We start from the raw sequence: 23,313 nt of genomic DNA, 5'->3' as shown, positions 1-23,313 counted from the left end.
CCACGACGATGCCGGCCGTCCGGTGTCTCACGACCCCGCTGGTGCCGGCAGGCGGACGATGTCGGCGACTATCGCGCCCTCGCCGGTCATCCGGGCGGCCGCCGGGCTGTCGTAGACGACAAGCAGGCGGCCGTCCTCGGCCGGACCGATCAGGCCGATGCCCTCGGCGTGGTCGTCGCCCTCGCCGAACGTCAGCTCCCGCTCGCGCCGGATCTTGTCGGCGCGGACGATCTCCGGCATCTCGGCATGGCAGGCGTCCAGCCAGCGGTAGATGCGGACCGGACCGTCCAGATCCATCGTCGGGCCGGCCAGGATGAGCATGTCGTCACCGGACGGGCAGAGGTCGCGGACGCCCAGGCCGTCCAGGTCGAGCACGTGCTTGCGGTACGGCATCCCGTCCTCGAACTCGCGCAGCCGCAGGCGCGCCGGTTCGGCCGGGTTCACGTACGGACGGATCTCCAGGACGAACGCCCAGCCGCGCAGGACCGGGCCGCGCAGGCCGAGGTAGACCCGGTCGCCCTGGACCGCGATGCCCTCGATGTCCAGGCCGTTGTCCTTGCTCGGGATCGCCAGGAACGCCGACAGGTGCTCGTCGTAACGCAGCAGCTCGCGCAGGTTCTCGTGCGGGGCGAGGCTCGCGGCCTGATGGACGACACCGTCGTACGACGCGGAGGGGACCAGGGTGGGCAGGTCGTCGACGTCGACGACCGGGATGCGTACCAGGAGCTGGCGGTTGTCCTGGCCGGTGATCCGGGAGAGGCGCTTGAGCGCTTTCGCTCCGGAGTGGCGGTCCTTGATCTGACGGCGGCGCAGGCTGTGCGAGCCGACCGCCCAGAGGAACCGGCCGGTGCGGGCGATGCCCTCGATGTCGGCTTCCTCGTCCGGGTCCTGGCCGGGCAGCGTCACGAAGTCGGCGAGGCGGAAGGTCCGCTCGTCGCCGTACTCGGTGGGCTTGAGCTCGTCGTTGGCGGTGAGGCGTTCGATGGAGGCGGTCTCGTCACCGGCCAGCCAGATCACCTTGCCGTCGGTACGCACCGCGGAAAGGTTCGTGTGGGTGGCCGCGTCCTGCGAGGCCTGGCCGAACCAGAGGAGAACCGTCCGTTCAACTGTCACAAGGTCACATGGTGGCAGCCGGAGTCACGTCGCAGGATCGGAAGACCGGTCAGCAGGCGGGAACAGTCGGTCCACGGCTGCGACAACGGCGTCCCGGCCCACCGGGGACATGGCCAGCTGGCTCACGAAGATCAGGATGTCGCTCGGGTTCCACGACGGGTCCAGGTCACCGGCCTGCTGAGCGGCCCGCACCTTCTCGATCTTGCGAGCGGTGGAGAGACGGACCGGGTCGTCCGGATCGGGATCGGCAGGTTGCGGTTCCATCTGGGTCCACTTCAGCAGCCGGACCTGCTCGGGGTGGCTGCTGACGTAGTCGTGCATACGTCCCGCGTACCCGGGAAGGTCTTTGGGGTCGAGGCGGGCCGCCTCGGTGATGGCGGCGATCTCCCGCGCCAGAACCTGCTGGCAGAGGGCTTCTTTGCTGCGGTAATAGGCGTAGATGCGTTTTTGGTTTGGTCAACTCGGCAGGAGCTTCTCGTGCGGCACAGGACACTCGGACAGCAGGGCTTGACCGTTTCCGCACTCGGATACGGCGCCATGGGGCTGCATCTCGCCTACGGCCCCGGCGACGAGCAGGAGGGCATCGCCACGATCCGGCGCGCCCACGAGCTAGGCGTCACGTTCTTCGACACCGCCGGGCTCTACGGCTGGGGTGAGAACGAGAAGGCCGTCGGCAAGGCTGTCGCCGGTTTCCGCGACGACATCGTGATCGCCACCAAGTTCGGCTTCACCCGCGAATACGGCTTCGACAGCCGGCCGGACCACATCCGCGAGGTCGTCGAGAACAGCGTACTTCGGGCTCAGCGAGGCCGGACCGGAAACGATCCGCAAAGCGCACGCGGTCCAGCCGGTCTCGGTGCTGCAGACCGAGTACTCCCTCTTCGAACGCGACGCCGAAACCCTCTTCCCTGCTCTGACCGAGCTGGGCATCGGCTTCGTGCCGTACTCGCCGCTCGGCCGCGGTTTCATCACCGGCGCCGCGCAGCCGGCCGAGGCCTACGACGAGACCGACATGCGCCGCCACGACCCCCGGTGGCAGCCCGGCAACTACGAGAAGAACCTTGCTTCGGTACGCGCACTGAGCGCCCTCGCCGCCGAAAAGGGAGCAACAGTGGCGCAGCTGGCGCTGGCGTGGCTCCTCGCCCAGGGCCCGCACATCGTGCCGATCCCGGGAACCCGCAGCATCAAGCGGGTCGAGGAGAACATCGGCGCCGCCGCCCTGACATTGACCGAGTCCGACCTGACCGCGATCAGCGAGATCCTCCCGGCAGGTGGCCACGGCGCCCGGTACGCCGGCCAGAACGTGCCCGTCTGGATCTGATCCGGCGCGGGTGACGATTGGCAGGGTGCTGAGTCGTCATCGTGGTGGAAGCAGCCAACGGGAAGGATCGGGTCATGCGTTACGCGCTGTTGATGCACTACCGGGAGCCGGGCGAGGGCGAGCTGAGCGAGGAGATGATGCGCGAGGCCCAGAACGCCTTCGACGCGTACGCGAAAGCCTTACGGCAGGCCGGCGTTCTCCTCTCCGCGGACGTACTCACCCCGTCGATGGTCACGACGACGGTGAGCCGGCCGGACGGTGACCTGCGGGTGCAGGACGGTCCGTTCGCCGAGAGCAAGGAAGCCCTGGCCGGAGTGTTCCTGGTCGACGTGCCGGACCTCGACGCGGCGATCGGCTGGGCGGAGAGATGTCCCGGCGCGCAGTGGGGCGCTGTGGAGATCCGGCCGGTCGCAACGAGTTTCCTCGACGGTGCATGGACCCGTTAGCCGGCGCTGAGGTGGCCGCCCGGGACAGTTACGGGCGGCTCCTCGCCCTGCTCTGCGCGGCCACCAACGACGTCGCCGCGGCCGAGGACGCCCTCGCTGACGCGTTCGAGCGGGCCGTGCGTACCTGGCCTGAGCAGGGTGTTCCGGCCAACCCGGACGCGTGGCTGCTCGCCGTGGCCCGTAATCGGCTGCGGGACTGGTGGAAGTCCGCCGCGGTGCGCCGGACCGTCGCGCTCGACCCGGACCGGGACGCGCCGGCGTACTTCGACTCCCTCGACGCGCTCCCCGATCGGCGGCTCGAACTGATGCTGGTCTGCGCGCATCCGGCGATCGACCGGGCCGTGCACACCCCGCTGATGCTCAACACCGTGCTCGGACACACCGCCGAACAGATCGCCCGGGCCTTCTCACTGCCGGCGGCCACGATGGCCACCCGTTTGGTACGCGCGAAAAAGCGGATCACAACGGCCGGCATCCCGTTCCGGATCCCCGGGCGGGAGGTGCTGCCGGACCGGATGGCGGCCGTGCTGGAGGCCGTTTACGGCGCGCATGTGATCGATGGGGCGGGCGCGGGACGCGTACCCTCGGAGTCTCTGCACCTGAGTGAGGTTCTCGCGCAGCTCGCGCCCGGTGATCCGGAAGTGCGTGGCCTGGCCGCGCTGGTGCTGCTGTCGCAGGCGCGGGCCGGTGCGCGGCTCGACGACGGCCGGTTCGTGCCGCTGTCCGATCAGGATCCGGCGCTGTGGGACCGGGGTCTGATCGAGCGGGCGCACGAGCATCTGCGGGCGGCGCACGCGCAGGGACGGGTCGGCCGTTTCCAGCTGGAGGCAGCGATCCAGGCGATGCACTGCGCCGGCGCGGCCGATCCACGGACGCTGCTCGGGTTGCACCGGGCGTTGCACACGCTCGCGCCGTCGCTCGGTGGCGGTGTCGCCCTGGCCGCCGTCACCGCCGAGACGGACGGGCCGGCCGCCGGGCTGGAGCTGCTCGATGCGTTGCTGTCCGCGGCCGGCGCGCAGGGCAGCCGCTTCCAGCCGGCCCGCGCGGTCCGCGCCCATCTGCTCACTCGGCTCGGGCGCCGTTCGGAGGCGAAGGTGGAGTATTCCGCAGCGATCACACTTGCCAACGATCCGGCCGAGCGGGATTACCTTCGATCACTCCTCTGAGCCGGTGACGCGGTTCTGCTGCTACCGGCATGCACGGATTCCAGTAGCGCCACGGTCGAGCGGAGTTCGTGCGGCTCGTGGGCACGTCCGCCGCGCAGCGAGGCAAGGGCGGCACGGGTGAAATGGCCCGCGACAGTCTCTCGATCCGACTCATGCAACACATCATGGCCGATCGATATCCGCTCACTGCAGCGCAAGCCCTCGGCGAGCAGGGTTCGGCCATCGCACCGGACCTCGCAACGCTCGATGCTGGCGGTGAGTGCCGTCGACAGACGCAGCCGGGCCACTCCCGCCGGACCGTGAAGGTCGAGGTCGGCCCGGTGCGCGTCGAGCAGATGGACGATCGCTTCGATCGGTTCGTCACGGCCCTGCCGAAGCAGTTCCGCGGCCAGATCAACGTGATGGAAGAAGGTGTTCCACAGCGGTCCCCCGCCGCGCTGCAGGTCTCGCCGCCACGGCTTGGCAAAATAGCTGTCGTGTCGTGGCCAGTTGACCTCCAGCCGTAGATCGATGCGGCCGCCGTCGCGAGCGAACGCCGCAGCGTGGCCGAAAACAGGCATCGAACGGTACGGAATGATGCAGCGCACGCGGCCTTCGGCTGATTCCATCCGATCGAGGTCGGCAACGCGCAGGGCCGGTGGCTTCTCCACCAGCACGGCGACGCCCCCGGCGGCCGCTTCGATCGCCAGCGCCACATGGGTGTCTGGCGGAGTCAGGATCATCACGGCGTCGGGAGCCTGGGCGAGCAGTCCCGTCAGGTTGTCCACGGCCGGTCGACCGGCGTCGGCTAGGCGCGCCCGGACAGCGGGGTCGCTGTCGGCGAAGAGCAGATCGGGCGGATCGAAGCCCCTGCCGAGATAGTCGGCGTACTTACCAGCCACATCGCCGAACCCGACCAGACCAACCCTCATCGGGTCTTGCGCATTCGCAGGTCGTGCGGTTCGAGGCCGAGTCCGTCCACGACCGCGCGCGGTGGCCGGGCGGTCACTGGCGCTACCGCAACGCGTGGCGCCGGCTGCGGCGGGAAAGACGGCGCCTCCGGTCGAGACCGGCGGGCGCCGCGCCAGTACGCGAGAACCGCCCGCCCCGCCTGGGTGTCGGGGTGCTCCGGCCCGAGCACACGCCGGCAACGATCGACGATTTCCTCCAACAGTGTTGCCGCCTCCGCTGCTCGACCGGTGTTCCCGAGACAGTCACCGAGATTGAGCCGGACCAGCAGAGTGTCCGGGTGGTCCTCGCCGAGCGCGTCCCCGCAATCGGCCGCGAGTGTTTCGAACACCACCACAGCGTCCTGGCCGGCCTCATCGAGCCAGTACGCGGCGTTGTTGCGGAACGCCAGGGTCAACGGGTGCGCCGCGCCGAGCACGTGGCCGCTCACGAGGGCCAGAGCACCGAGGAGATCGGCCGCCTGGTCAGGGAGCCCCGACGCGCCGACCCATCGCGCATGCTCGGCGCGGGCGGCGAAAGTGTCGGGATGATCGGGTCCAAGGACGCGGACGTAGTCGCGCTTGAGGAGCTCGCTCTCGGCGACGGCCGAGGCGACGTCGCCGAGCTCACCCTGACAGCGGGCATGAAACAACCGGCTGATCAAGGTGGCCGGATGGTCGCGGCCGAGTACCCGGATCCGGTCGGCGATCACCGAACGGAACTGGTCGGCCGCTGACCGCGGATCGCCGTTGATCGCCGTCCAGAGTGCCACCCGACTGCGGGTGTGCAAGGTGTGCTGGTGATCCGGGCCGAGCACCCGTGCACGGTCGGCCAGCAGCTTGCGATAGAGCTCCAAAGCCCGTGCCGGATCGCCGGCAAGACTGGTCCAGTACGCGAGCCGGGCCCGGGTATGCAATGTCTGCGGATCGTCGGCACCGACCGCGAGAGCCCGGTCCCGTTCCAGATCGCGGTACAACTCCATGGCATCGCGCGGCCGCCCGCTCTCGCCGATCCAACGAGCGTGAACGCTGCGGGCGAGCAGGGTTTCCGGGTGTGCGGCGCCGAGCGTCCGGGTGCGGCCCGACACCACAGCGGCGAGGACCTCGGCGGCTCGGCGCGGGTCACCCAGCATTCCCGTGATCAGGCCGGACTCGTACCGCATCGCCAGGGTCTCGGCGTGATCGGGACCGAGACTGTCAATGCTCTCGCTGAGGAACTCCGCGCACATCACCGCCGCCCGGCGCAGGTGCCCGGCCTCGTTCATCCAATGGATCAACGTGCGTTTCGCGGTGATCGTCTTAGGGTGTCCCGGTCCGTGCGCCCGGACCATGGTGTCGACCGCACCACGGGCTAGCGCGACCGCTTCCTGAAGGTGGCCGAGTTCGCCGGTGCAGTCCGCGAGAGGCACCCCGGCGTCCGGCAAGCCCCCGGCGAAGGCAACATGGAAGGCCTGGGCAGCGGCGGCCAGGTCGTAGCCGCGCTGGGCGGCGAGGCCGAACGCAAAGGCCTCGGCCGGGTCGTCGGAGCCGAAGGCAAGCCGACGGTCGTGCTCCGAGCTCTCAGCCATGTTCACTGCCAATGTTCGAAGGCTTCGATCCTCAGAATGCCATGGGTTTGCGGACTCCGGAACTTCCTTGCTGCGACCGGCGCTCAGCTCAGCGGCATGATCAGCCGATCGATTCCGGCATCGATGGCCGTCACGTCGGCCAACGGTGAGCCCACCGGCACCCGGTGGACAGCCGTCATCGCCCAGTCTGCGGCCGCCGCCAGACCACGCAGATCGGAGCGGATCCGGACCGTGGCAGAGCCGTCCAGCACCGGCCAGGCGCCGGCGTCACGCACAGTGATCACTGGAGTGCCGAGCAGATGCGCCTCCCGGATGGCTCCGCCCGAGTCGGACACCAGAAAACGAGCCGAGCGGATCGCGCGCAGGAAGGCACGGTATCCCTGCTCCGGCAGCACAACCACCGGCAGACCGGCCAGAGCCCGCGGCAACAGCGGGGCGGCACGCGGATGCGAGACCCATCGAACCGGAACGCCCCGGTTGCAGAGCGTCTCCGCCACGTGCCGCAGGAACTCCCATCGCATGTGCTGGGGGCGGTGCATGGTGACCAGTGCGCCGGCCTCTTCGCCCGCACCGGCCTCTTCGCCCGCACCGGCCTCTTCGCCCGCACCGGCTTCCTCGCCCGCACCGGCCTCCTCGCTCATCCGCAGGAACCAGCGATACGCGAGGTCACCGGTCCGCAGCACCTCGCCCCTGAAGCCCTCGGCTGCCAGATTGTCCACTGCTTGCCGGGTCACGCACAGTGCCAGGTCTGCTGTGAGGTCGACAAGCCGGGTGTTGAAGTCCTCCTGTTCCTGCGGGTCTCGCCGTTCGCCAGCCTCGACGTGCACCAGCCGCAGCCCCGCCAACCGTGCGGTGAGCGCGCCGGCCACGGCCGGATTCGCGTCGCCGAAGACCACCATCGTCGTCCCCGGCGGCCAGTCCCGGGCCAGCCCGTCAAGCTGCGTCAGGGTGCTCGCGAGCACGGCAGCCGGGGTACCCCGGTCCGCATGCGTGAGCCGTACCCCAGGGCGCAACCCGAGCTCGTCGAAAAGGCGGCCGGCGAGTGTCGCGGCGTGGTGCTGACCGGTGTCGATCACCAACCGGGGCAGATGCCGGCCGGAACGATCCTCCCAGCGGTCCAGTTCGTACATCAGAGCGGCCGCCTTGATGTACTGGGGCCGGACACCCGCCACGATCACGCACAGGTTGATCACGGGGACAGCCAGTGGTGGTCCGGTAGAGCCGGCCGGGCCCGGCCCCATCGGGCTGTCCGTCCGCGAAACATCTCGACGTGGGCAGCCAGCGCGCCGCCTGGCCGAGGTGGCCGCCCGGAGCGCAACGCGTCCTCCCACTCGGCCTGGTCGTCCGCGCCGATGCCGCCGCGTTGCAGGCCGATGGCGTTGACGGTTGCCGCCCGGGCTGGGTTCCCCTGCACCGTGACGCCCGGGGATACGTGCCGGGTGACCACTGCGCCCATGCCGCACATGGCGAACGCGCCAACCACCAGCCGGGGATGCACGCGCACCCCGAGGCCGAGGTTGGCCCGGTCTCCGACACTCACGTATCCACCCAGGGCCACGTGCCCCGCGACAATGACGTCGGTGCCGATTTCGACGTCGTGAGCGATCAAACCCAGCGGGCCGACTGACGATCGGTCACTGATTCGCGTCACCTCAGCGAGCGGCGCGTTGACCACGACGTGTTCGAGCAGCAGGACGTCTGCTCCGATCTCGACCCGGCCGGCCGGCATCCCGCCCTGCCGCAGGCCCGGGCGGCCTCGGGTGCCGACCATACAGCCGGCGGCGAGCACCGTTCGGTCACCGATGGTCACGGCGCCCTCGATCACACAGTTCGGTCCGATCTCGCAACCGTCGCCGATGACCACGTCCGGTCCGATGATGGCGCTGGGGGCGACAACGGATTCGGGCACCGGCGGCCACCCCTTCCACTGTCGTCAGATGCTCATGTCGGTCCCAGGAGGCATGATGACAGGTCCACATCCGCCTATCGGGAGGCACGGTGCGCCGGCACCCCAAGCTCTTGACAGTGACCGTGCTGACAGCCGTGCTCGGTCTCTTCACCGGGATCGTCACCAACCTGCTCAGCGACCAGATTCCGCCGGACATCGCCCGATTCGCACGTCCACTCTTCGCTGCCTGTCTGCTCGGAACCATTGTGCTCACCGTTCTGACGGTCCGCGGCAACCGCGGTGACGGTGGCAACCGGTTCAGGCCCGTCAAGGTCCGCACTCACACCGACCCCATCGCACTCGGCGTGCATCCGGCCGAACAGATCGGCACGAGCCGGTCGCCGGCGTATGTCGAGCGGGACATCGACCGTGAACTGGGCCTTATGCTGAAGCGGCACGGATTCGTGCTGGTCGTCGGCGAGTCCGCCGCCGGAAAGACCCGGGCCGCATATGAGGCGATGCGCCAGCACCTCCCCCGCCACTTGCTCCTGGTGCCGTCGGCGGCCGCGCCGCTCACCGACCTGCTCGATGTCTTCGCCAGGACCCGCCGCAGCGTCCTGTGGCTGGACGACCTGGAACGGTACCTGGGCACCAACGGCCTGACCGCGGCACTGCTGACCACGATGCGCCTCGACGGCCGGTCGCAGCGCCGCATCGTCGCGACCATGCGTACCGAGGAACTCGGCCGATTCGCCGCGCGCCGCCAGAAGGCCGCCGACACCGAGAGCCGCATCGACCTCCGCGACGGGCGAACCCTGATCGACCAGGCCGCTTCCGTCAAAGTCGATCGGTTGTGGAGCGATCGGGAGCTCTCCCGGGCAGCGGCGCTTGCCGCCGATCCGCGAATCGCGCACGCGCTGCCGTACGGCAACCAGTTCGGCCTCGCGGAAGTGCTCGCCGACGGCCCGGACCTGCTCCGGGACTGGATCGACGGGTGGGCGCCGGGCACCCACCCACGGGCGGCTGCGTTGGTGGCGGCGGCGGTGGACTGCCGTCGTGTCGGCATGTTCAGCCCGGTCTCCCGCGACATCCTGGTGCGGCTGCACGAACGACACCTGGCAGAGCGTGGTGGGGCGCTCCTACGACCGGAGCCGCTCGACGAGGCCTTCGCCTGGGCCTGCGAAACGCTGCGTGGACAGACCAGTCTGCTCATCGGGACCCCGGATCGGGGGTACCTGGTTTTCGACTACCTGGTCGACCGGCTGCAGCAGACCGAACACCTGCAGGACATCGACGAGGATGTGTGGCAAACAGCGGCCACGGCCACCGACGCGACCGAGGCCTATTCGGTTGGCGTCGCCGCCCAGAACGGCGGCCGGCTGGCCCTGGCCGCGACAAGCCTGCGGCGAGCGTTCGACAACAGCAACCCGGAAGCCGGTGTCCGGCTCGCCGACTGCCTCGGCGAGCTCGGCCGAGTGCACGAGGCGGTCGCCGCTGCCAGAGAGGCGGTGACGGCCGCCGAACAGAACTGGGGAACACTCCACCCGGACACTGTCAGCGCGAAACGGACCCTCGCCCACTGGCTCAACGGTTCCGGACGGCTCCGCGAGGCGATCCAGGTCTGCGAAGAACTGCTGCACTACAGCGTCGCGTCCCTCGGCGAGAGTCACGTCGAGACCATCGGCGTACGGTATCAACTCGGCCTCACCACAGGCCTGCTCGGTGATCCGCGGTCCGCCGTCCGGCTGCTGACCGGCGTGGTCGAGGCCCGGGAACGAATCCTCGGCCCGGATCATCCGGACACCTTCCTGGCCCGCAGCCTCGCCGCTTGGTGGATCAGCGAAAGTGGCCGGCCCGCCGAAGCCCTGGAGCTGTACCACCGGCTCGAAGCCGATCGCACCCGCGTGTTCGGCCCCGCTGACGCCCGCACGCTGCACACCCGGGCCCGGGTCGCTGCCCTGACCGGCTTGGCGGGTGATCCGGCCGGCGCGCTGGCGCTCTACCGGCGGCTGCTGGTCGACCGCACGAACGCTCTCGGCGCGGGCCACCAGCACACCCTGCACACCCGCAGCAGGGTGGCGCTCTGGACCCTGCTCAACGGCGACGCCGTCGAAGCCGTGCGACTGTTCCGGGCGGTGGTCGTCGACCGTACCCAAAGCCTCGGAGCCGACCACCCGGCGACCCTGATCAGCCGGCTGTTGCTCGCGCGATCGGTCGGCGAGTCCGGGGAACCCGCTGAAGCGGTCGCGATGTGCCAGGTCCTCGTCACCGATTCGGACCGCGTGCTGGGTGATCATCACCCGGACACCTTCGCGGCGCGCGCTGAGTGGGCACGCTGGACGGGCGAGGCCGGGCGCGGCCCCACCGCGGTGGCGATGCTCACCGCCTTGGTGCGGGACTACACAGAGCTACTCGGTGCCGACCACCCGCAAACCTTGATCATGCGCAATAATGCGGCGTGCTGGCGAGACAGCACCGGCCGGCCGGAGGAGGCCGTCGCTGTGCTGCGGGACCTGCACACCGACTACGTCGCCACACTCGGCCCGGACCATCCCGACGCGCTGCTGGTAAGGCACAACATCGCGTATTGCGTGGCGAACACCGGAGACAAGGCCAGCGCGATCATCGAGTACTCCGCATTGATCGCCGATCTCACCCGGGTGCTGGGCCCTCACCACCCCGATACCCTCGCGGCCAGCAGCGACCTGGGCAGCCTGACCGGCAGCGCTCCTCGCCACCCCGGCGCCCTTTCGCTGCTCGGGACCAACACCCCTTCGCACCTGTCCACGACTCAGCCGGCACGTCCGGCGCCGCACCCGCCCCGCGCCGTCATTGAAGGCCTGGGCTTCGAACCCTTCGACCTGCGCATCCGGAAACGGCTTTAGTCGCCGGCGGCAGCCGTCAACGACGGCTGTGCCGACGATCGAGGGACCAGTTCAGAAGCGCGTCACCAGTAGACCGCCAATTCCGGGAATCACGGCGAACAGTCGCGTCCGCCGCGTCGCCGCAGGATTCGACAACGTAAGAATCACCACGCACAAATATGCACAACCGTGCACCGGGCCGCCCAATGAGGTGATCGCCGGGAAATGGGCGGTTGCCAGGTTGAGCAGCAGGATGGTGAGGGACAGCAGTTCGGCGAGCGCCGCGATCTCCAGTGCCCGGCGCATCTCAGGCCCCCGTCGTGGAGCCGGGGCGGACGATCATCAGGATCACGACGACGGCCCAGAGCAGGTTGAAGATTCCGGTCAGCATGCCCAGCCGCGCCGGCCGGGACGGCTCGTCCGCCAGGACCCTGCTCTGGCCGGGAAGGATCAGCACGCCGAGGAGCACGGCGGCCGCCAGGGTCAGCGCGATCGAGACGAGCAGCCACGCGTCGGTCAGCACGCCGAGGCTGCTCGCGGTGGCCAGGCCGAAGACCGGTACGGCCACGCCGAGCAGGGCGTACACCCGGCAGATGCGGTGCAGCAGGCGCAGCGTCGTCCGGTCGCGATCGGAGCCGGTGGAACGGCGTGCGGCCGCCGGGAACATGCTCGCCGCCACGGTCACCGGGCCGATCGCGATGATCGCCACGAGGACGTGCAGGCTGAGAAGGAGCTTTGTCACGCCGGGAAACGCTAGTGATCCGCAACGGCCATCGGCAGTGGCTGGAATGCCCACCTCCAACGGGTTCTGGCCAACGCGTCCGATAGCGTGGCCGGTATGCACATCGTGGCGGTCCTGGCGCTCGACACGGTCATCCCGTTCGACCTGTCGACGCCGATCGAAGTGTTCAACCGGGTCCGGCTCGCTGACGGGACCACGCCCTACGAGGTCCGCGTCTGTGCGATGACCGAAAACGTCGACGCCGGGGCGTTCACCCTGCGGGCGCCGTGGGGACTGGACACCCTGCCGGAAGCGGACACGATCATCCTGCCGGGTTGTGCTGAGGTGCTGTCACCCGTACCCCAGGAAGTTGTTGATCATCTGCGGGAAGCCGCCGCCGGCGGCACCAGGCTGGCCTCCATCTGCGCCGGCGCATTTGTTCTGGCGGCGACCGGCCTGCTCGACGGGTTGCGGGCCACCACGCATTGGCTCGCGGCAAGGGAGTTCGCGTCGCGGTTCCCGGACATCGCCGTCGATCCGGACGTGCTCTACGTGGACAACGGACAATTCCTCACGTCGGCGGGCGCGGCTGCCGGGCTCGATCTGTGTCTGCATCTGATCAGGCGGGACCATGGGTCGGCGGTGGCCGCCGACGCGGCGCGGCTGTCGGTGATGCCGCTCGAACGCGACGGCGGGCAGGCGCAGTTCATCGTGCCCGAGCAGCCGCCGACGCCGCGCGGGTCCACCCTCGAACCGCTGCTGCGATGGATGCAGGACAACACCGACGTCGATCTCACCCTGGGTGAGATCGCCGCGCACGGCGACATGAGCGTTCGTACGCTCAATCGGCGGTTTCGTGAGCACACCGGAACGACACCGTTGCAGTGGCTGCTGCGGGCCCGGATTCGCCGGGCGCAGCATTTCCTGGAAGCGACCGACGAGCCTGTCGAGGTGATCTCGGGGCGGGTCGGATTCGGCTCCCCGACCGCTTTCCGGGACCGTTTCAAACGTATCGCCGGTACCAGCCCGCAGAATTATCGGGCCACTTTCCGCCGTCGTCACTGATTCATCTGCACCAATTGGATCAGGTTTCCGCAGGTGTCGTCGAGGACGGCGGTGGTGACCGGGCCCATGCTGGCCGGCTCCTGCACGAATCGCACGCCCAGGTCGCGGAGCCGCTCGAATTCGGCCTGCACGTCGGTGACGAGGAATTGGGTGAACGGGATGCCGTCGTTCACCAGAGCTTCCTTCCACGGCTTGGCGGCGGGGTGGCCGTCCGGTTCGAGCAGCAACTCGACGCCGTCCGGGTCCTCCGGCGAGACCAGGGTGAGCCAGCGGTCGCCGGCTTCGCTGATCGGGATGTCGTTCTTCACCACGAATCCGAGTTTGTCGCTGTAGAACCGCAGCGCCTCCTCCTGGTTGCTGACGAGGACGCTGGTGACGTGAATACGCATGTCAATTCTCCTTGATTTCGTGTGCCGTGCTGGAGCGCCATCGGTCAGTGAGACGTTCCAGAGGTCCGGTGTCGATGTCGTGAAACTTGTAACGCCCCTCGCGGCGGCTGGTGACCAGACCGGAATTGATCAGAACTTCGAGGTGCTGGGAGATCGCCTGCCGGGACGAGCCGAGTTGGTGCTTCATGGCCAGCCGCGAGCAGATCTCGAACAGCGTCTGCCCACCCCGCTCCGCCAGCTCGTCAAGAATCTTGCGGCGCGTGGGGTCGGCCAGCGCCTTGAAGACGTCTCCGTCGGCCTCACTCACGCCCCCGATAATAGGCAAGCAACCACTTGCCTATCAAGAGACCAGCCCCCCCTCTGCACCCGCGCCCCGCGCCCCGCGCCCTCGCGGCTCGCGGCTCGCGGCTGATGGTGGTCGCATGGCCGTGCGTGGCAGGGCAGTGTTCTATTTAGGCTCCACACCCGTTGCGGATGTAGCTACACCCGCAGTGGGTGTGACGCTCAAACCGGTAGTGCACCGGAGGCGACCCGGCCCGTTACCGGTCCAGCTGACGAAATCTTGGCGACGGCGGGTCACTCCGCGGGCAGAACTTGCCAAGATCGGGCCGGGCGGGGCGAGGCACCACGGCGTGGGGGAAGGCTGGTTGAACGGGGGCTGCCGGAGTCGGCAACAAATGGCAAATGGTCGGCAACATTGACCGGTTAAGCTGTGGGTGGATCGGTCGCGGAGGACTTGAGCCGGGTACGCCCGGCACCGAAGGGGTGACGCCGCCATGCATCACGACATTCTGGACCTGCTCGACGACACCCTGACCCGGCTGCTGCACGTGCGCGGCGAGTTGTCCGCGGCCCGGCGGGTGCTGCCCGGTGAGCGGCAGACGGCGGTGGAGCGCGCGATCGAGGCGGCCGAGGAGTTCTCCGCGTCCGCGACGGGCCTGCTCAACGGGATTTCCCGGCCGTAAGCGCGTTCTCCGCTGGCGATGGTGAGCCGGTGCCGGTTAACGTCTGCGGATGACCGCGCGAAACCACCGGATCCTTCCGGTCGTCGTGGTCATGGTGCTGGCGCTGATCGCCGGTGTGCTGATCCAGACGACGCACCACCATCACGGCACAGCAGCTGTGGGCTTCTCGATCGACGGCCATTGCGAGACGCATCAGCCGGACGCCGGCCCGGCCCATCGGGTCAAGCAGCCCGCGCCGCGGGTCGAGGTCGTGGCACTGCCCGTCTTCCAGGTGGCCTTCCGGGCGGTCACCGTCTTCAGCTCGCTCACCGATCCGCCTCCGGCACCGCTGAACCTGCGGGTGTAGGAGCCCCGCGCACCCCCGTGCGCGCCGCTCCCCATTCCCCGTTCCGCCCGCAGGAGATCCCGCCATGCACCCCCGCCCGCCGTGCCGGAGCACGCACACGTTCACCCTCGCCGGAAACCGTCTCGCCTACGACCGCTGGTCCGGGCCGGGACGTCCGGTACTGCTGGTGCACGCCCTGCTGTTCGACCGTTCCCAGTGGTGGCCTCTCGCCGCCGATCTGGCCGCGTCGTGCACGGTTGTCGCTCCTGACCTGCCCGGACACGGAGAAACCCCGATGTGGGAGGGCTGCACCCCGGAGCTGGTCGCCGGGATCCTGGCCCGGCTCGTGGAAAGTCTGGGGCTGCGGCGCGCGCCGGTCGTGGTCGGGCACGCCACCTCGGCACCCCTGGCCACCGTGTTCGCCGACCACTTCGCCGTGCACGGTGTCGTCACGGTCGACGAGCCGGTTGACCTGGCCGGGCCGGGGCTGGAGGCCGTCGTGGCGGCTTCGGGGGTGGATCGGGTGCCCGAGCGCTTCCGGTCGTTCGCGGAGCCTCGGGAGGATCCGGGGCTGGTTGCCGCGTACCGATCCTGGCTGGACCGTCCCTCGACCCTGCGCCCGGTGCCGCACGCCCGCCACCCGGCCGACGACCTCCATCGGCCGCGGTTCACCCCGCTGTCGGATCCGGAGGGGCTGGCGTCGCGGATCCAGTACCTGCTCTGACGTAACCGTCGAGCAGGATGTCGACGGCCTGGGCGAACCGGCTGCCGAAGTCGAGCCCGGCGCGGGTGGCGACCACCTCGGCGAGGTTCGGGAACTCGACCGGGTCGAGGTCCGCGGTGTCCAGGTCGGGCGCCGGTTCCTCGTGCCCGGGTGTGCTGCCGGCCTCGGCCAGGGTGTGCCCGATCGTGAACGTGGCGAGCACGTTCACGATGTCCATGGCCCGGCCCAGCGGCAGGCCGGCCGCGCGCATCACAGCGAGCCAGCGCTCCGACATGCGCAGCGCGTCCGGCGAGCTGACCGGCCGGGTCGCGGTCAGCGGCAGCACACCGGGGTGGGCGAGCAGCGCCGCACGCAGGCCGTGGGCGAACTCGCGCATCCAGGCCACCCAGGCGTCGTCGCGGCCGGGCGCCGGTTCCCGCAGGCCGGCGAACGCGGTCTCGATGACCCGGTCGACGAGGCCGTCGAGCAGAGCCGCCTTGTTCGGCACGTGACGGTAGAGCGCCATGCCCTCGACACCGAGGTGAGCGCCGAGTTTGCGCATCGTCAGCTGCGGCAGGCCGTGGGCGTCCACGTAGTCCAGTGCGGCATCGAGAACGAGTTGCCGGGTCAAACCCGCCTTCGGCACTCCGGACCCCCTTGACCTCGTTTACGTTGTAAACCACACTAGCAATGTTTACGACGTAAACCTGGGAGGGTCGTCATGCTCGTTCCCGCACTGGTCCTGATCCTGGTCGCGGTCGCCTATTTCCTGGTCACCACGCTTGTCGACCTGTTTCCGCTGAACAACGTCCGGGGCGCCGCCCGCAACGAGCGATGGACCGAGGTGGCGATCAACGCGCCGCTGCTGACACTGCCGGCCGTGGTCCTGGCGATCGGAGCGGCGGTGTCGTCGCCGGCGCTGGGCTATGTCGCCGGTTCCTTGGAATCGCTGGCCGCGATCAGCGGGCTGTTGCTGTGGTGGCTGCCCTATCTGGCGGGCGTGGTCGTCCCCTGGGCGACCGCCGGCGGCGTCAGCTGGCCTGAGCTGCACGCCCGCACCTACGCCCACACGATCGTCGTGGTGCCGCCGATCGGCGACCGCCCCCGGCCGAACCTGGAGCACACGATCCTGCACGCCCTGTTCGTCGCCGCCGCGGTCTGCACGTTCGCCGCTGCCCCGGCGCTTGCCTGATCGTGGTGCGAACGGGCATGCTTACGGCCGACGTGACACCGCTTGAGGAGGTGAGACCCATGAACGCAATGTCGATGTGGGTGCTCCCCCTGCCGTCACGGTCGTGCGACTGAGGTAGTTGTCGCCGGGAGTGCCCCGCCACTTCCGAAAGGCACTACCCATGTTTGATGTGATCATCGCCGGCTGCGGCCCGACCGGCGCGGTGCTCGCCGCCGAGCTGCGGCTGCACGGCGTACGCACGCTCGTCCTGGAGAAGGAGACCGAGCCCGAGTCGTTCGCCCGCATCGTCGGGCTGCACATGCGCAGCCTCGAGCTGATGGCCATGCGCGGGCTGCTGGAGCGCCTCCGCGAGCGCGGACGGCAGCGCCCGGGCGGCAGCTACTTCGCCGCGACCGACAAGCCCGCGCCCGAGGGCCTGGATCCGGCGTACGCCTACCTGCTCGGCATCCCGCAACCGGTCGTCGTCCAGCTGCTCGAAGACCACGCGACCACCCGGGGCGCCCAGGTCCGGCGCGGTGCCACGGTGACCGGCATCGACCAGGACGACGACGGTGTCACCGTCGAGCTGGCCGGCGGGGAACGGCTGCGTACCCGGTATCTGGCCGGCTGCGACGGCGGGCACAGCACCGTCCGCAAACTGCTCGGCGTCGGCTTCCCGGGCGAGCCCGCGCGCAACGACACGCTGATGGGCGAGATGGCCGCCGAGGCCGTGACCACCGTCGCTGACCGGCGCGTCAACATCCGGCCGGCGGGCCCCGGGGTCTACCGCTTCATCGTCCCGGCCGAGGGAGTCAGCGACAGGGCGGAACCGCCCACCATCGAGGACTTCCGGCGCGAGCTGCGGGCCATCGCCGGGACCGACTTCGGCGTGCACTCGCCGCGCTGGATGTCCCGTTTCGGCGACGCCACCCGGCTCGCCGACCGATACCGGGTCGGGCGGGTGCTGCTGGCCGGCGACGCGGCCCACATCCACCCGCCGATCGGCGGGCAGGGCCTCAATCTGGGTGTCCAGGACGCGTTCAACCTCGGCTGGAAACTGGCCGCGCAGGTCCACGGCTGGGCGCCGGACACACTGCTCGACACCTACCAGGCGGAACGCCACCCGGTCGCCGGGGACGTCCTCGACAACACTCGCGCCCAGACGGAGATCCTCGCCGCCGGGCCGGGCCCGGAGGCCGTCCGCAGGCTGCTCACCAGGCTGATGGACTTCGACGAGGTGAACCGCTATTTGACCGAGAAGATCACCGCGACAGGCATCCGGTACGACTTCGGCCCCGGCCCCGATCTGCTCGGCCGCCGCCTGCCCGACATCGCGGTGAAGCAGGGCAACCTCTACAGCCTGCTGCACCACGGCCGCGGCCTGCTGCTCGACCGCACCGGACACCTCACCACCGGCGGCTGGTCGGACCGCGTCGACCACCTCACCGACCCCGCGGCGGCACTCGACGTTCCTTGCGTCCTGCTCCGTCCCGACGGTCACGTCGCCTGGATCGGTGACGACCAGCACGACCTCGACCAGCACCTCACCCGCTGGTTCGGCAGCCCGCGATAGGGTCCGGCTGTGCCGTCTCATCCGCTTCTCCGCCTCTACCTGGATGCCGCTGACGGGATCTTCCCGCCCGTCGACGGCGGGGTCACCGTCCTGCCGCCACTGGCCGGAGGCCTGGAGTGCTCGGTCGCGTTCACCGGGCACGCCGTCGTCGCGACAGCGGTGAGCGCCGATGATGTTCAGGGGCGGAAACCGGACGGGTACGGCGGCTCGATGGCGCCGGACTTCCTGCGCTTTCTCGCCGGATCGGCCGGGTGGATCGGGGTCATCGACGCCACCCTCGTGAGCCGGGGCACCGGCGGGACCGCACGGCTGGCACCGCTCGACGACGCATACGGGCATCCGCGGATCCGGTATGCGCTCGACGTGCGTACCGACGTGAAGGTCTTCGGCGACGAACGAGGTCTCGTGGCGGTCGCGGGCGGGCTGGCCGGGCGCACCGAGCTGAGCATCGAGCTCAACGACGTCGGCGAGGGCGGGCGAGGGTACGGACGTTCGCTGATCGCCGACGCGCTCACGCTGGTGCCGGAGGGCGAGCCGGTCTTCGCGGCGGTCTCCCCCGGCAACGCCCGGTCCCTGCGCGCGTTCCTCGCGTCAGGCTTCGTCCCGGTCGGCTCCGAGTGCCTGATCAGGCCCGCCCGGGACGCCCTGACATCCCACCCCTGAGGTGCCCGACCCGGTCACGGATGCCGGCGCGTACCTATGCTGGTTCGGTGATCACCTGTGTCGTGCACTATGTCATCGACCCCGGGCAGATCGAGGCGTTCGAGCGGTTCGCCCGGGAGTGGATGCGGCTCGTGGCGAAGCACGGCGGCGTCCACCACGGGTACTTCCTGCCGGCCGAGGGCGCCAGTGACCTGGCCGAGGCCTTGTTCAGCTTCGAGAGTCTGGCTGCTTACGAGCAATATCGAGCGCGGTTCGGTACGGACCCCGAGTTCGTCGCGGCGGACCGGATCCGCGACGAGTCGGGGTGTGTGCTCCGGTACGAGCGGACGTTCATGCGACCGCTGCTTCCTGAGTGACGGTCAGCGGCGGCCGGTGGACAGGGCCACCAGGAACTGGCCGCCGCCGGCGTCGACGCTCGCGGTGACCGGCAGGCCGGGCACGAGGCGGGAGAAGCGGTCGACCAGCCAGTCCGCTGCTTCCTGAGCGTCCTTCTTGTTCGGGCAGCGGGCCACCAGCTCGCGGCCGCCCTTGCGTTCGAGGCGTTCGGCGACCGTGATCAGCGGGGCGGGCTCGATCACGTGCAGCCGGTCCGGCCAGGCGATGACCACCTTGACGGCGCCCTTGCGGGTGTTGCAGGCACGGTGCGCGAGCCGCTCGGCGATCTTGGCTTTGCGGTCGGCGGTACGGCTGTCGACGCTGGGACCGCGCGGGTCGTTGACCGGCATGTCGGCGTCGACCGGCTCGTCACACACCCAGCAGCGCCAGTGGTCACGCTCAGCAACATCCTCAAGAAGACTCACCCGGACAAACTATCCTGCCGCGTCCGGCCGGCTTCTCTCGCTCGGCGGGCTGCCCGCTATCCGCCTCGAGAACGAGCGCCACCTACTGATCAAGACGGCTTGCGTAGCGAGGCCAGTGACGCCGTTGAGTCCGGTCTCCTCAGCGGTAGTACTGGACGAGGCAGAACTCGTGACCCTCCGGATCGGCCCCACGGATCCGCCAGGCCGACGCGGTTTCCCGATACAGACCGCGATCAGCCACGACGCAAAATTCACCGCCATGCCGGGCGCTGACGCCCTCCGCCCCAGGCACCCCACGCCGCGGCGCTTTGCCCCGCGTCGTTCTGCCCCGCGCCACTCTCCCCCGCCTGGATCTTGTGGACTTCCCCGCAGACGTGTCCGCACAACTCCGCAAGATCGGAAAAGCGCGGTCGATCTTGCGGAGTTACGCGTAAACGGTTCGCCGAAGTCCACAAGATCGGCGAAGCACCGCGCTCACCACGCCGCACCTGTGCAGCACCGCGTTGGCCGAACCGTGGAAAACGGTGGGGCACAGAACACCCACGAGTCTCCAAGATCCGGCGCCTCCACCCGCTGTCGTGGCAGAGCGTCATCACAACGCTCCCAAACCACCCGAAACCGGCAAGCCACGGATGACCGCCCCGCGAACTCGTGCACCCGCGGTCGATCAGCCGGCCGAATCGCACAAGATCTCCGAGCGGCACCTCGCACCAAAGAAGCCGCTACGCCGCCGCGAACCCGCTTCCGCTCTACACATGGCGAAACCCGAGCCCGCCTGGAAGAGCAGAGAAACGCTCAAGATCGCCGACAGAGGGGCGGGCGATGCACCCCTTGTGGAGGTAACCACATCTGCATTGGGGCAGGACCAAGCTGGCCTATGGCCTATGGCCTATGGGCCGAGCGAGCGGTGGCCGGCCTATCTTCCATACGTCGGCAACGGTGCGGAAGTACCGGTTCGAGGCACACTCTCCTCGGCACCAGCGGACGCCCGCACCCGGAAGCCTAGCGACGACCTCGACCGTGGTGACCGCTCGCCGAGCGGCTATCTGATCTTGATCAGGCTCGGTCGCCCGCCTGCGGGGCAACGCCGTCCCGGGCGGGTCCGGCACCATGATCGCGTGATGCTGTGCACCAGGCGGTCGTGGTGGATCGTGGGCCCCGCCGTGGGGTTGTTGTTGGGCGCCCTCGACGCGGTTGTCAATCATGTGCCGGTGGTGCTGGGCGAGGGCGGTACCGCGAGTGCTGAGCGTGGTGGCTGGTCGCATGCCGCGGAGTTCGCCGGTCTGATCCTGGATGCCGGATGGGCGTGGGCGGCGACGGCCGTGCTGGCGGGCTGGTGGGTGAGCCGGCACGCGCGGCTGGCGGCAGGGAGGTGGCGCGGCGCTCTGGCGGGTGGTCTCGCGCTGGGGTTCGCCACCACGTCTTACTACGGCGCGGATCTGCTGTTAGACGGGACTGCCTGGTCGGGCGTGGCGCCTCGGTTCTGGTTGATCGCCAGCGTGGTGCTCGGTCCGCCGCTCGGTGTTGTCGGAGCTTCGATCGGGCTACACCGTCCGGCCGGGGTAGTGGCTGCGCTTGTCGTCCCTGCGGGCGCGGCCTTGCAGACCGCGGTTCTGCCGCCACCGGCGGCGAGCGTGATGGCGGAGCCGGTGCGGTGGAGCGTCTGGATCGCAGCCATAGCCGCCGCCGTGTTTGTCACAGGGAGGTCCCGCAGCCGCAGTGCTGTGGCGTCCAGGCCGACGGGCCCAGGTTCGCGGGGCGGCTGAGTCGCCTGCTACGCGAAATGACGAGAGTTGGTCAGGGCGTGCATTGAGTCGCGGCATCTGAGCGTGCCTGATTTGGCTGGCAGCTCTGCGCTGGGGCCGGTCGGTTGCGGTGAGGCAATTCGCCCGGCATCGCCGTTTCTTTGGCTTGCAGCCCGCGTTGTTCCCACCGGGTCGACTTGTGCACCGCCCGAAGCGGTCCGGTCGACGATCGAGCGTTTTCCTTTTCGGTAGGAGCAACACGTGGGTGACCGATGACAGCATGGCTGAGCGATGAGCGCCGAACACGCACTCAGTCGCTGGCTTTGCTGATCACGTTGCTGGCCGTCATGGTCGCCGGGATACTGGCTCTGCCGGGCAGTGCGTCGGACTACACAGACGCGACGGTGTACCCGCTGATGCTGCCGCCGGCCGTTTTGATCATTGGCGTAGCGGGGCTCGTCGCGGCGTACCGTCCATCCACCGCCCGCGCGGTCGCGGTGTTCTGCGGGGTCAACGGTTCGCAGGTGGCCGGTATAGCCATGGTGGCCACCCGTGACTGGCTCAACTTCGGCGGGGCAGACGAGTCGAGCCGCCAGCGCGCGCTCGTCGGCTCCTGGCTGGCACTCGCAATCGCCGTCATCGCCGTCGGTGCGGTCGTGGCAAGCGTGATGGTGTACCGCTGCGGCGCCAACCGGCCCAGCATCCTGCCCCCGCAGCCCGGCATGGTCACCGCCGGTTTGGCAGTGGCGGCTGGGCTGCCGATCTCGGCGTACGTGTTCTGGGACGAGGCCGGACTCTCGGCCGTCGGGCAGGTGGCCCTGTGGTGGTCGTTGCCCTGGGCAGCCGGTCTCTACGCAGCCGGAGTATTACCGACGAAAGCGCTGCGCGCCGTGGCGTTGTCGAGCCTGGCGATTTCGGTAGCAGTTACGGTCGGATGTGCGGCAGCCGCCCCCGTACACGGCTTCGGATTACGCCTGCCCTACGGGTTTGGCTCACCGTTGCTGCACTACGCGGGGCCCGGTCCATCCGATGGCTCCCGGCGATCTGCCGCGCCGATCTTCGTCCGGCGATCGGCTTGACCGCCGAGCTGGACAGATACGAACGCGGGACATCGAAACTGGCCGCAGTCCCCTACTGTCACAGCGTGATGGTCGTCGCCCTGGTGGCGTTCTGTGCGGGCGGCATCCTGGTGGGTGGCGCGGGCATCTTCCTGCTGCTCATGTTCGGCGATCTCCGAGCGCTGTGGACGCTGCGCCGCACTCCGGTCAGCCCGGTCACCGCCCGGGGCCGGGTCGCCTGCGAGGGCACCATCGAGTACGGCCCGGCCGGCCCGCAGATCGCCCCGGCCAGCGGCGAGGACTGCGCGTGGTACCGCGTGACACTGGTCCGCGAACCCAGCCGCGCGTCATCCGACGACAGCCACGACGTGCTCCTCGAGATCACGTCACCGTCCCCGCCGTGCCTCGCTGACCTCGCGGGACGCGTACCCATCGATCCTCGCCTGCTGGACCAGGGACGCACCCTGCACGCGCCGACGCAGAGTGAGCCGAGCGCACGAATCACGATCGACCTGGAGCACCACGTCGACCACCCGGTCAGAATGCCGCGGATCGTCCCACCCGACGTGGTCCGCGATCTGCGCCGCAGCGAACGCCTGCGCCTCACCGAGGTCCGCGTCCCCAGCGGCGTGACGGTGTTCGCCCTGGGCCGCATCACCGCGGCCGGCCTCAAACCGAGCATGGCCGGCCTGTCACTGCTCACCACGGACACCCGCGAGCAGGTCATCGCCACCCGCCGCGCGTCGATCGGCATGGGCGGCACGCTGGTGCTCTGGTTCGGCCTCGCCGGCCTCATCCTCGCCGCCGGCTCCGCCGCCTGGCTCCTCACCACGGCCTGAGCGT

The 23,313-nt window shown here is 69.5% G+C and carries 26 protein-coding genes and 1 pseudogene; 15 read left to right on the top strand and 12 right to left on the bottom strand.

Features of this window, described 5'->3' with window-relative positions; genetic code table 11:
* Positions 1-27: 27 nt before the first annotated feature.
* Both ACQP2E_RS18570 and ACQP2E_RS18565 read right to left on the bottom strand, forming a co-directional pair.
* A complete protein-coding gene (locus tag ACQP2E_RS18570; RefSeq protein WP_433833330.1) occupies positions 28-1,113 on the bottom strand; it encodes a DUF3616 domain-containing protein in 1,086 nt (361 codons plus the stop codon).
* Between the two features lie 24 nt (positions 1,114-1,137).
* Entirely contained in the window at positions 1,138-1,434 is a 297-nt protein-coding gene (locus ACQP2E_RS18565) for a hypothetical protein (protein ID WP_433833328.1), read from the bottom strand.
* Positions 1,435-1,650: 216 nt separating this feature from the next.
* Between ACQP2E_RS18565 and ACQP2E_RS18560 the strand changes: the two are divergent.
* From ACQP2E_RS18560 to ACQP2E_RS18550, 3 genes and pseudogenes are all read left to right on the top strand, one after another.
* A pseudogene (locus ACQP2E_RS18560) lies at positions 1,651-2,434 on the top strand (aldo/keto reductase).
* Positions 2,435-2,508: 74 nt separating this feature from the next.
* Positions 2,509-2,880, top strand: a complete 372-nt coding sequence (locus tag ACQP2E_RS18555; protein ID WP_433833326.1) for a YciI family protein — start codon at positions 2,509-2,511, stop codon at positions 2,878-2,880.
* Positions 2,868-4,046 (top strand): RNA polymerase sigma factor, encoded by a 1,179-nt coding sequence (locus ACQP2E_RS18550; RefSeq protein WP_433833324.1) that lies wholly within the window; start codon positions 2,868-2,870, stop codon positions 4,044-4,046. Before ACQP2E_RS18555 ends, ACQP2E_RS18550 begins: the two co-directional genes overlap by 13 nt.
* Here the strand turns inward: ACQP2E_RS18550 and ACQP2E_RS18545 are convergent.
* From ACQP2E_RS18545 to ACQP2E_RS18530, 4 genes are all read right to left on the bottom strand, one after another.
* Positions 4,025-4,957 carry a Gfo/Idh/MocA family protein gene (locus ACQP2E_RS18545; RefSeq protein WP_433833322.1) on the bottom strand — a complete coding sequence of 311 codons (933 nt, stop codon included), beginning with the start codon at positions 4,955-4,957 and terminating at the stop codon, positions 4,025-4,027. The two genes, ACQP2E_RS18550 and ACQP2E_RS18545, sit on opposite strands and share 22 nt — an antisense overlap.
* Positions 4,954-6,540, bottom strand: a complete 1,587-nt coding sequence (locus ACQP2E_RS18540; RefSeq protein ID WP_433833320.1) for a tetratricopeptide repeat protein — start codon at positions 6,538-6,540, stop codon at positions 4,954-4,956. Before ACQP2E_RS18540 ends, ACQP2E_RS18545 begins: the two co-directional genes overlap by 4 nt.
* Positions 6,541-6,623: 83 nt before the next feature.
* Positions 6,624-7,733: a UDP-N-acetylglucosamine 2-epimerase gene (locus ACQP2E_RS18535; protein WP_433833318.1), complete on the bottom strand. Its 1,110-nt coding sequence runs from the start codon at positions 7,731-7,733 to the stop codon at positions 6,624-6,626.
* Positions 7,730-8,449, bottom strand: coding sequence for a hypothetical protein (locus ACQP2E_RS18530; protein ID WP_433833316.1), 720 nt, complete (start codon positions 8,447-8,449; stop codon positions 7,730-7,732). Before ACQP2E_RS18530 ends, ACQP2E_RS18535 begins: the two co-directional genes overlap by 4 nt.
* A 116-nt stretch (positions 8,450-8,565) precedes the next feature.
* Between ACQP2E_RS18530 and ACQP2E_RS18525 the strand changes: the two genes are divergently transcribed.
* Positions 8,566-11,313: a tetratricopeptide repeat protein gene (locus tag ACQP2E_RS18525; RefSeq protein ID WP_433833314.1), complete on the top strand. Its 2,748-nt coding sequence runs from the start codon at positions 8,566-8,568 to the stop codon at positions 11,311-11,313.
* Between the two features lie 51 nt (positions 11,314-11,364).
* Here the strand turns inward: ACQP2E_RS18525 and ACQP2E_RS18520 are convergent, their stop codons facing one another.
* On the bottom strand, positions 11,365-11,598 hold the full coding sequence (locus tag ACQP2E_RS18520) for a DUF3817 domain-containing protein (protein ID WP_433833313.1): 234 nt from the start codon (positions 11,596-11,598) through the stop codon (positions 11,365-11,367).
* A gap of 1 nt (position 11,599) precedes the next feature.
* A complete protein-coding gene (locus tag ACQP2E_RS18515) occupies positions 11,600-12,034 on the bottom strand; it encodes a hypothetical protein (protein ID WP_433833311.1) in 435 nt (144 codons plus the stop codon).
* 96 nt (positions 12,035-12,130) lie between these two features.
* On the opposite strand from ACQP2E_RS18515, the gene ACQP2E_RS18510 reads away from it, so the two are divergent.
* Entirely contained in the window at positions 12,131-13,078 is a 948-nt protein-coding gene (locus ACQP2E_RS18510) for a GlxA family transcriptional regulator (protein WP_433833309.1), read from the top strand.
* On the opposite strand, the gene ACQP2E_RS18505 is transcribed toward ACQP2E_RS18510, so the two are convergent.
* Both ACQP2E_RS18505 and ACQP2E_RS18500 read right to left on the bottom strand, forming a co-directional pair.
* Positions 13,072-13,467 (bottom strand): VOC family protein, encoded by a 396-nt coding sequence (locus ACQP2E_RS18505; RefSeq protein WP_433833307.1) that lies wholly within the window; start codon positions 13,465-13,467, stop codon positions 13,072-13,074. The two genes, ACQP2E_RS18510 and ACQP2E_RS18505, sit on opposite strands and share 7 nt — an antisense overlap.
* Position 13,468: 1 nt before the next feature.
* Entirely contained in the window at positions 13,469-13,783 is a 315-nt protein-coding gene (locus ACQP2E_RS18500; RefSeq protein ID WP_433833959.1) for an ArsR/SmtB family transcription factor, read from the bottom strand.
* Between the two features lie 460 nt (positions 13,784-14,243).
* On the opposite strand from ACQP2E_RS18500, the gene ACQP2E_RS18495 reads away from it, so the two are divergent.
* The 3 genes from ACQP2E_RS18495 to ACQP2E_RS18485 all read left to right on the top strand — a co-directional run bounded on the left by ACQP2E_RS18495 (position 14,244) and on the right by ACQP2E_RS18485 (position 15,481).
* Positions 14,244-14,432, top strand: a complete 189-nt coding sequence (locus tag ACQP2E_RS18495) for a hypothetical protein (protein WP_433833305.1) — start codon at positions 14,244-14,246, stop codon at positions 14,430-14,432.
* A 49-nt stretch (positions 14,433-14,481) separates the two neighbouring features.
* The gene (locus ACQP2E_RS18490; protein ID WP_433833303.1) at positions 14,482-14,778 is read left to right on the top strand and encodes a hypothetical protein; all 297 of its coding nucleotides are present in this window, start codon (positions 14,482-14,484) and stop codon (positions 14,776-14,778) included.
* 64 nt (positions 14,779-14,842) lie between these two features.
* Complete coding sequence (locus ACQP2E_RS18485) at positions 14,843-15,481, top strand: alpha/beta fold hydrolase (RefSeq protein WP_433833301.1); 639 nt, start codon at positions 14,843-14,845, stop codon at positions 15,479-15,481.
* Here ACQP2E_RS18485 and ACQP2E_RS18480 read toward each other — a convergent pair.
* Positions 15,426-16,106 carry a TetR/AcrR family transcriptional regulator gene (locus tag ACQP2E_RS18480; RefSeq protein WP_433833299.1) on the bottom strand — a complete coding sequence of 227 codons (681 nt, stop codon included), beginning with the start codon at positions 16,104-16,106 and terminating at the stop codon, positions 15,426-15,428. The two genes, ACQP2E_RS18485 and ACQP2E_RS18480, sit on opposite strands and share 56 nt — an antisense overlap.
* 75 nt (positions 16,107-16,181) lie before the next feature.
* Here ACQP2E_RS18480 and ACQP2E_RS18475 point away from each other — a divergent pair, with 75 nt between their 5' ends.
* The 4 genes from ACQP2E_RS18475 to ACQP2E_RS18460 all read left to right on the top strand — a co-directional run bounded on the left by ACQP2E_RS18475 (position 16,182) and on the right by ACQP2E_RS18460 (position 19,223).
* Positions 16,182-16,652, top strand: a complete 471-nt coding sequence (locus ACQP2E_RS18475) for a hypothetical protein (protein ID WP_433833297.1) — start codon at positions 16,182-16,184, stop codon at positions 16,650-16,652.
* Between the two features lie 160 nt (positions 16,653-16,812).
* A complete protein-coding gene (locus tag ACQP2E_RS18470; RefSeq protein ID WP_433833295.1) occupies positions 16,813-18,204 on the top strand; it encodes an FAD-dependent monooxygenase in 1,392 nt (463 codons plus the stop codon).
* Between the two features lie 9 nt (positions 18,205-18,213).
* The gene (locus ACQP2E_RS18465; protein WP_433833293.1) at positions 18,214-18,867 is read left to right on the top strand and encodes a hypothetical protein; all 654 of its coding nucleotides are present in this window, start codon (positions 18,214-18,216) and stop codon (positions 18,865-18,867) included.
* A 47-nt stretch (positions 18,868-18,914) separates the two neighbouring features.
* Positions 18,915-19,223: an NIPSNAP family protein gene (locus tag ACQP2E_RS18460; protein WP_433833291.1), complete on the top strand. Its 309-nt coding sequence runs from the start codon at positions 18,915-18,917 to the stop codon at positions 19,221-19,223.
* A 3-nt stretch (positions 19,224-19,226) separates the two neighbouring features.
* On the opposite strand, the gene ACQP2E_RS18455 is transcribed toward ACQP2E_RS18460, so the two are convergent.
* Positions 19,227-19,667 (bottom strand): hypothetical protein, encoded by a 441-nt coding sequence (locus tag ACQP2E_RS18455; protein ID WP_111652294.1) that lies wholly within the window; start codon positions 19,665-19,667, stop codon positions 19,227-19,229.
* 1,118 nt (positions 19,668-20,785) lie between these two features.
* Between ACQP2E_RS18455 and ACQP2E_RS18450 the strand changes: the two genes are divergently transcribed.
* The 3 genes from ACQP2E_RS18450 to ACQP2E_RS18440 all read left to right on the top strand — a co-directional run bounded on the left by ACQP2E_RS18450 (position 20,786) and on the right by ACQP2E_RS18440 (position 23,309).
* On the top strand, positions 20,786-21,433 hold the full coding sequence (locus tag ACQP2E_RS18450; protein ID WP_433833289.1) for a DUF6518 family protein: 648 nt from the start codon (positions 20,786-20,788) through the stop codon (positions 21,431-21,433).
* A gap of 251 nt (positions 21,434-21,684) precedes the next feature.
* Positions 21,685-22,491, top strand: coding sequence for a hypothetical protein (locus ACQP2E_RS18445; protein ID WP_433833287.1), 807 nt, complete (start codon positions 21,685-21,687; stop codon positions 22,489-22,491).
* Positions 22,492-22,556: 65 nt separating this feature from the next.
* Positions 22,557-23,309 carry a hypothetical protein gene (locus tag ACQP2E_RS18440; protein WP_433833285.1) on the top strand — a complete coding sequence of 251 codons (753 nt, stop codon included), beginning with the start codon at positions 22,557-22,559 and terminating at the stop codon, positions 23,307-23,309.
* The last annotated feature ends 4 nt before the right edge of the window (positions 23,310-23,313 follow it).

Source organism: Actinoplanes sp. CA-015351 (genome assembly GCF_050955685.1).
GTDB lineage: Bacteria > Actinomycetota > Actinomycetes > Mycobacteriales > Micromonosporaceae > Actinoplanes.
The sequence above is the reverse complement of the archived record's forward strand: the minus strand, read 5'-3'. Positions and strand labels throughout refer to the sequence as shown.

Excerpts from the sequence above, each read along its gene's own strand:
- ACQP2E_RS18545 (WP_433833322.1), bottom strand. The coding sequence starts at position 4,957 with ATGAGGGTTGGTCTGGTCGGGTTCGGCGATGTGGCTGGTAAGTACGCC.
- ACQP2E_RS18550 (WP_433833324.1), top strand. The coding sequence starts at position 2,868 with ATGGACCCGTTAGCCGGCGCTGAGGTGGCCGCCCGGGACAGTTACGGG.
- ACQP2E_RS18490 (WP_433833303.1), top strand. The coding sequence starts at position 14,482 with ATGACCGCGCGAAACCACCGGATCCTTCCGGTCGTCGTGGTCATGGTG.
- ACQP2E_RS18495 (WP_433833305.1), top strand. The coding sequence starts at position 14,244 with ATGCATCACGACATTCTGGACCTGCTCGACGACACCCTGACCCGGCTG.
- ACQP2E_RS18470 (WP_433833295.1), top strand. The coding sequence starts at position 16,813 with ATGTTTGATGTGATCATCGCCGGCTGCGGCCCGACCGGCGCGGTGCTC.
- ACQP2E_RS18485 (WP_433833301.1), top strand. The coding sequence starts at position 14,843 with ATGCACCCCCGCCCGCCGTGCCGGAGCACGCACACGTTCACCCTCGCC.
- ACQP2E_RS18540 (WP_433833320.1), bottom strand. The coding sequence starts at position 6,540 with ATGGCTGAGAGCTCGGAGCACGACCGTCGGCTTGCCTTCGGCTCCGAC.
- ACQP2E_RS18510 (WP_433833309.1), top strand. The coding sequence starts at position 12,131 with ATGCACATCGTGGCGGTCCTGGCGCTCGACACGGTCATCCCGTTCGAC.
- ACQP2E_RS18555 (WP_433833326.1), top strand. The coding sequence starts at position 2,509 with ATGCGTTACGCGCTGTTGATGCACTACCGGGAGCCGGGCGAGGGCGAG.
- ACQP2E_RS18565 (WP_433833328.1), bottom strand. The coding sequence starts at position 1,434 with ATGCACGACTACGTCAGCAGCCACCCCGAGCAGGTCCGGCTGCTGAAG.
- ACQP2E_RS18520 (WP_433833313.1), bottom strand. The coding sequence starts at position 11,598 with ATGCGCCGGGCACTGGAGATCGCGGCGCTCGCCGAACTGCTGTCCCTC.
- ACQP2E_RS18505 (WP_433833307.1), bottom strand. The coding sequence starts at position 13,467 with ATGCGTATTCACGTCACCAGCGTCCTCGTCAGCAACCAGGAGGAGGCG.
- ACQP2E_RS18475 (WP_433833297.1), top strand. The coding sequence starts at position 16,182 with ATGCTCGTTCCCGCACTGGTCCTGATCCTGGTCGCGGTCGCCTATTTC.
- ACQP2E_RS18445 (WP_433833287.1), top strand. The coding sequence starts at position 21,685 with ATGACAGCATGGCTGAGCGATGAGCGCCGAACACGCACTCAGTCGCTG.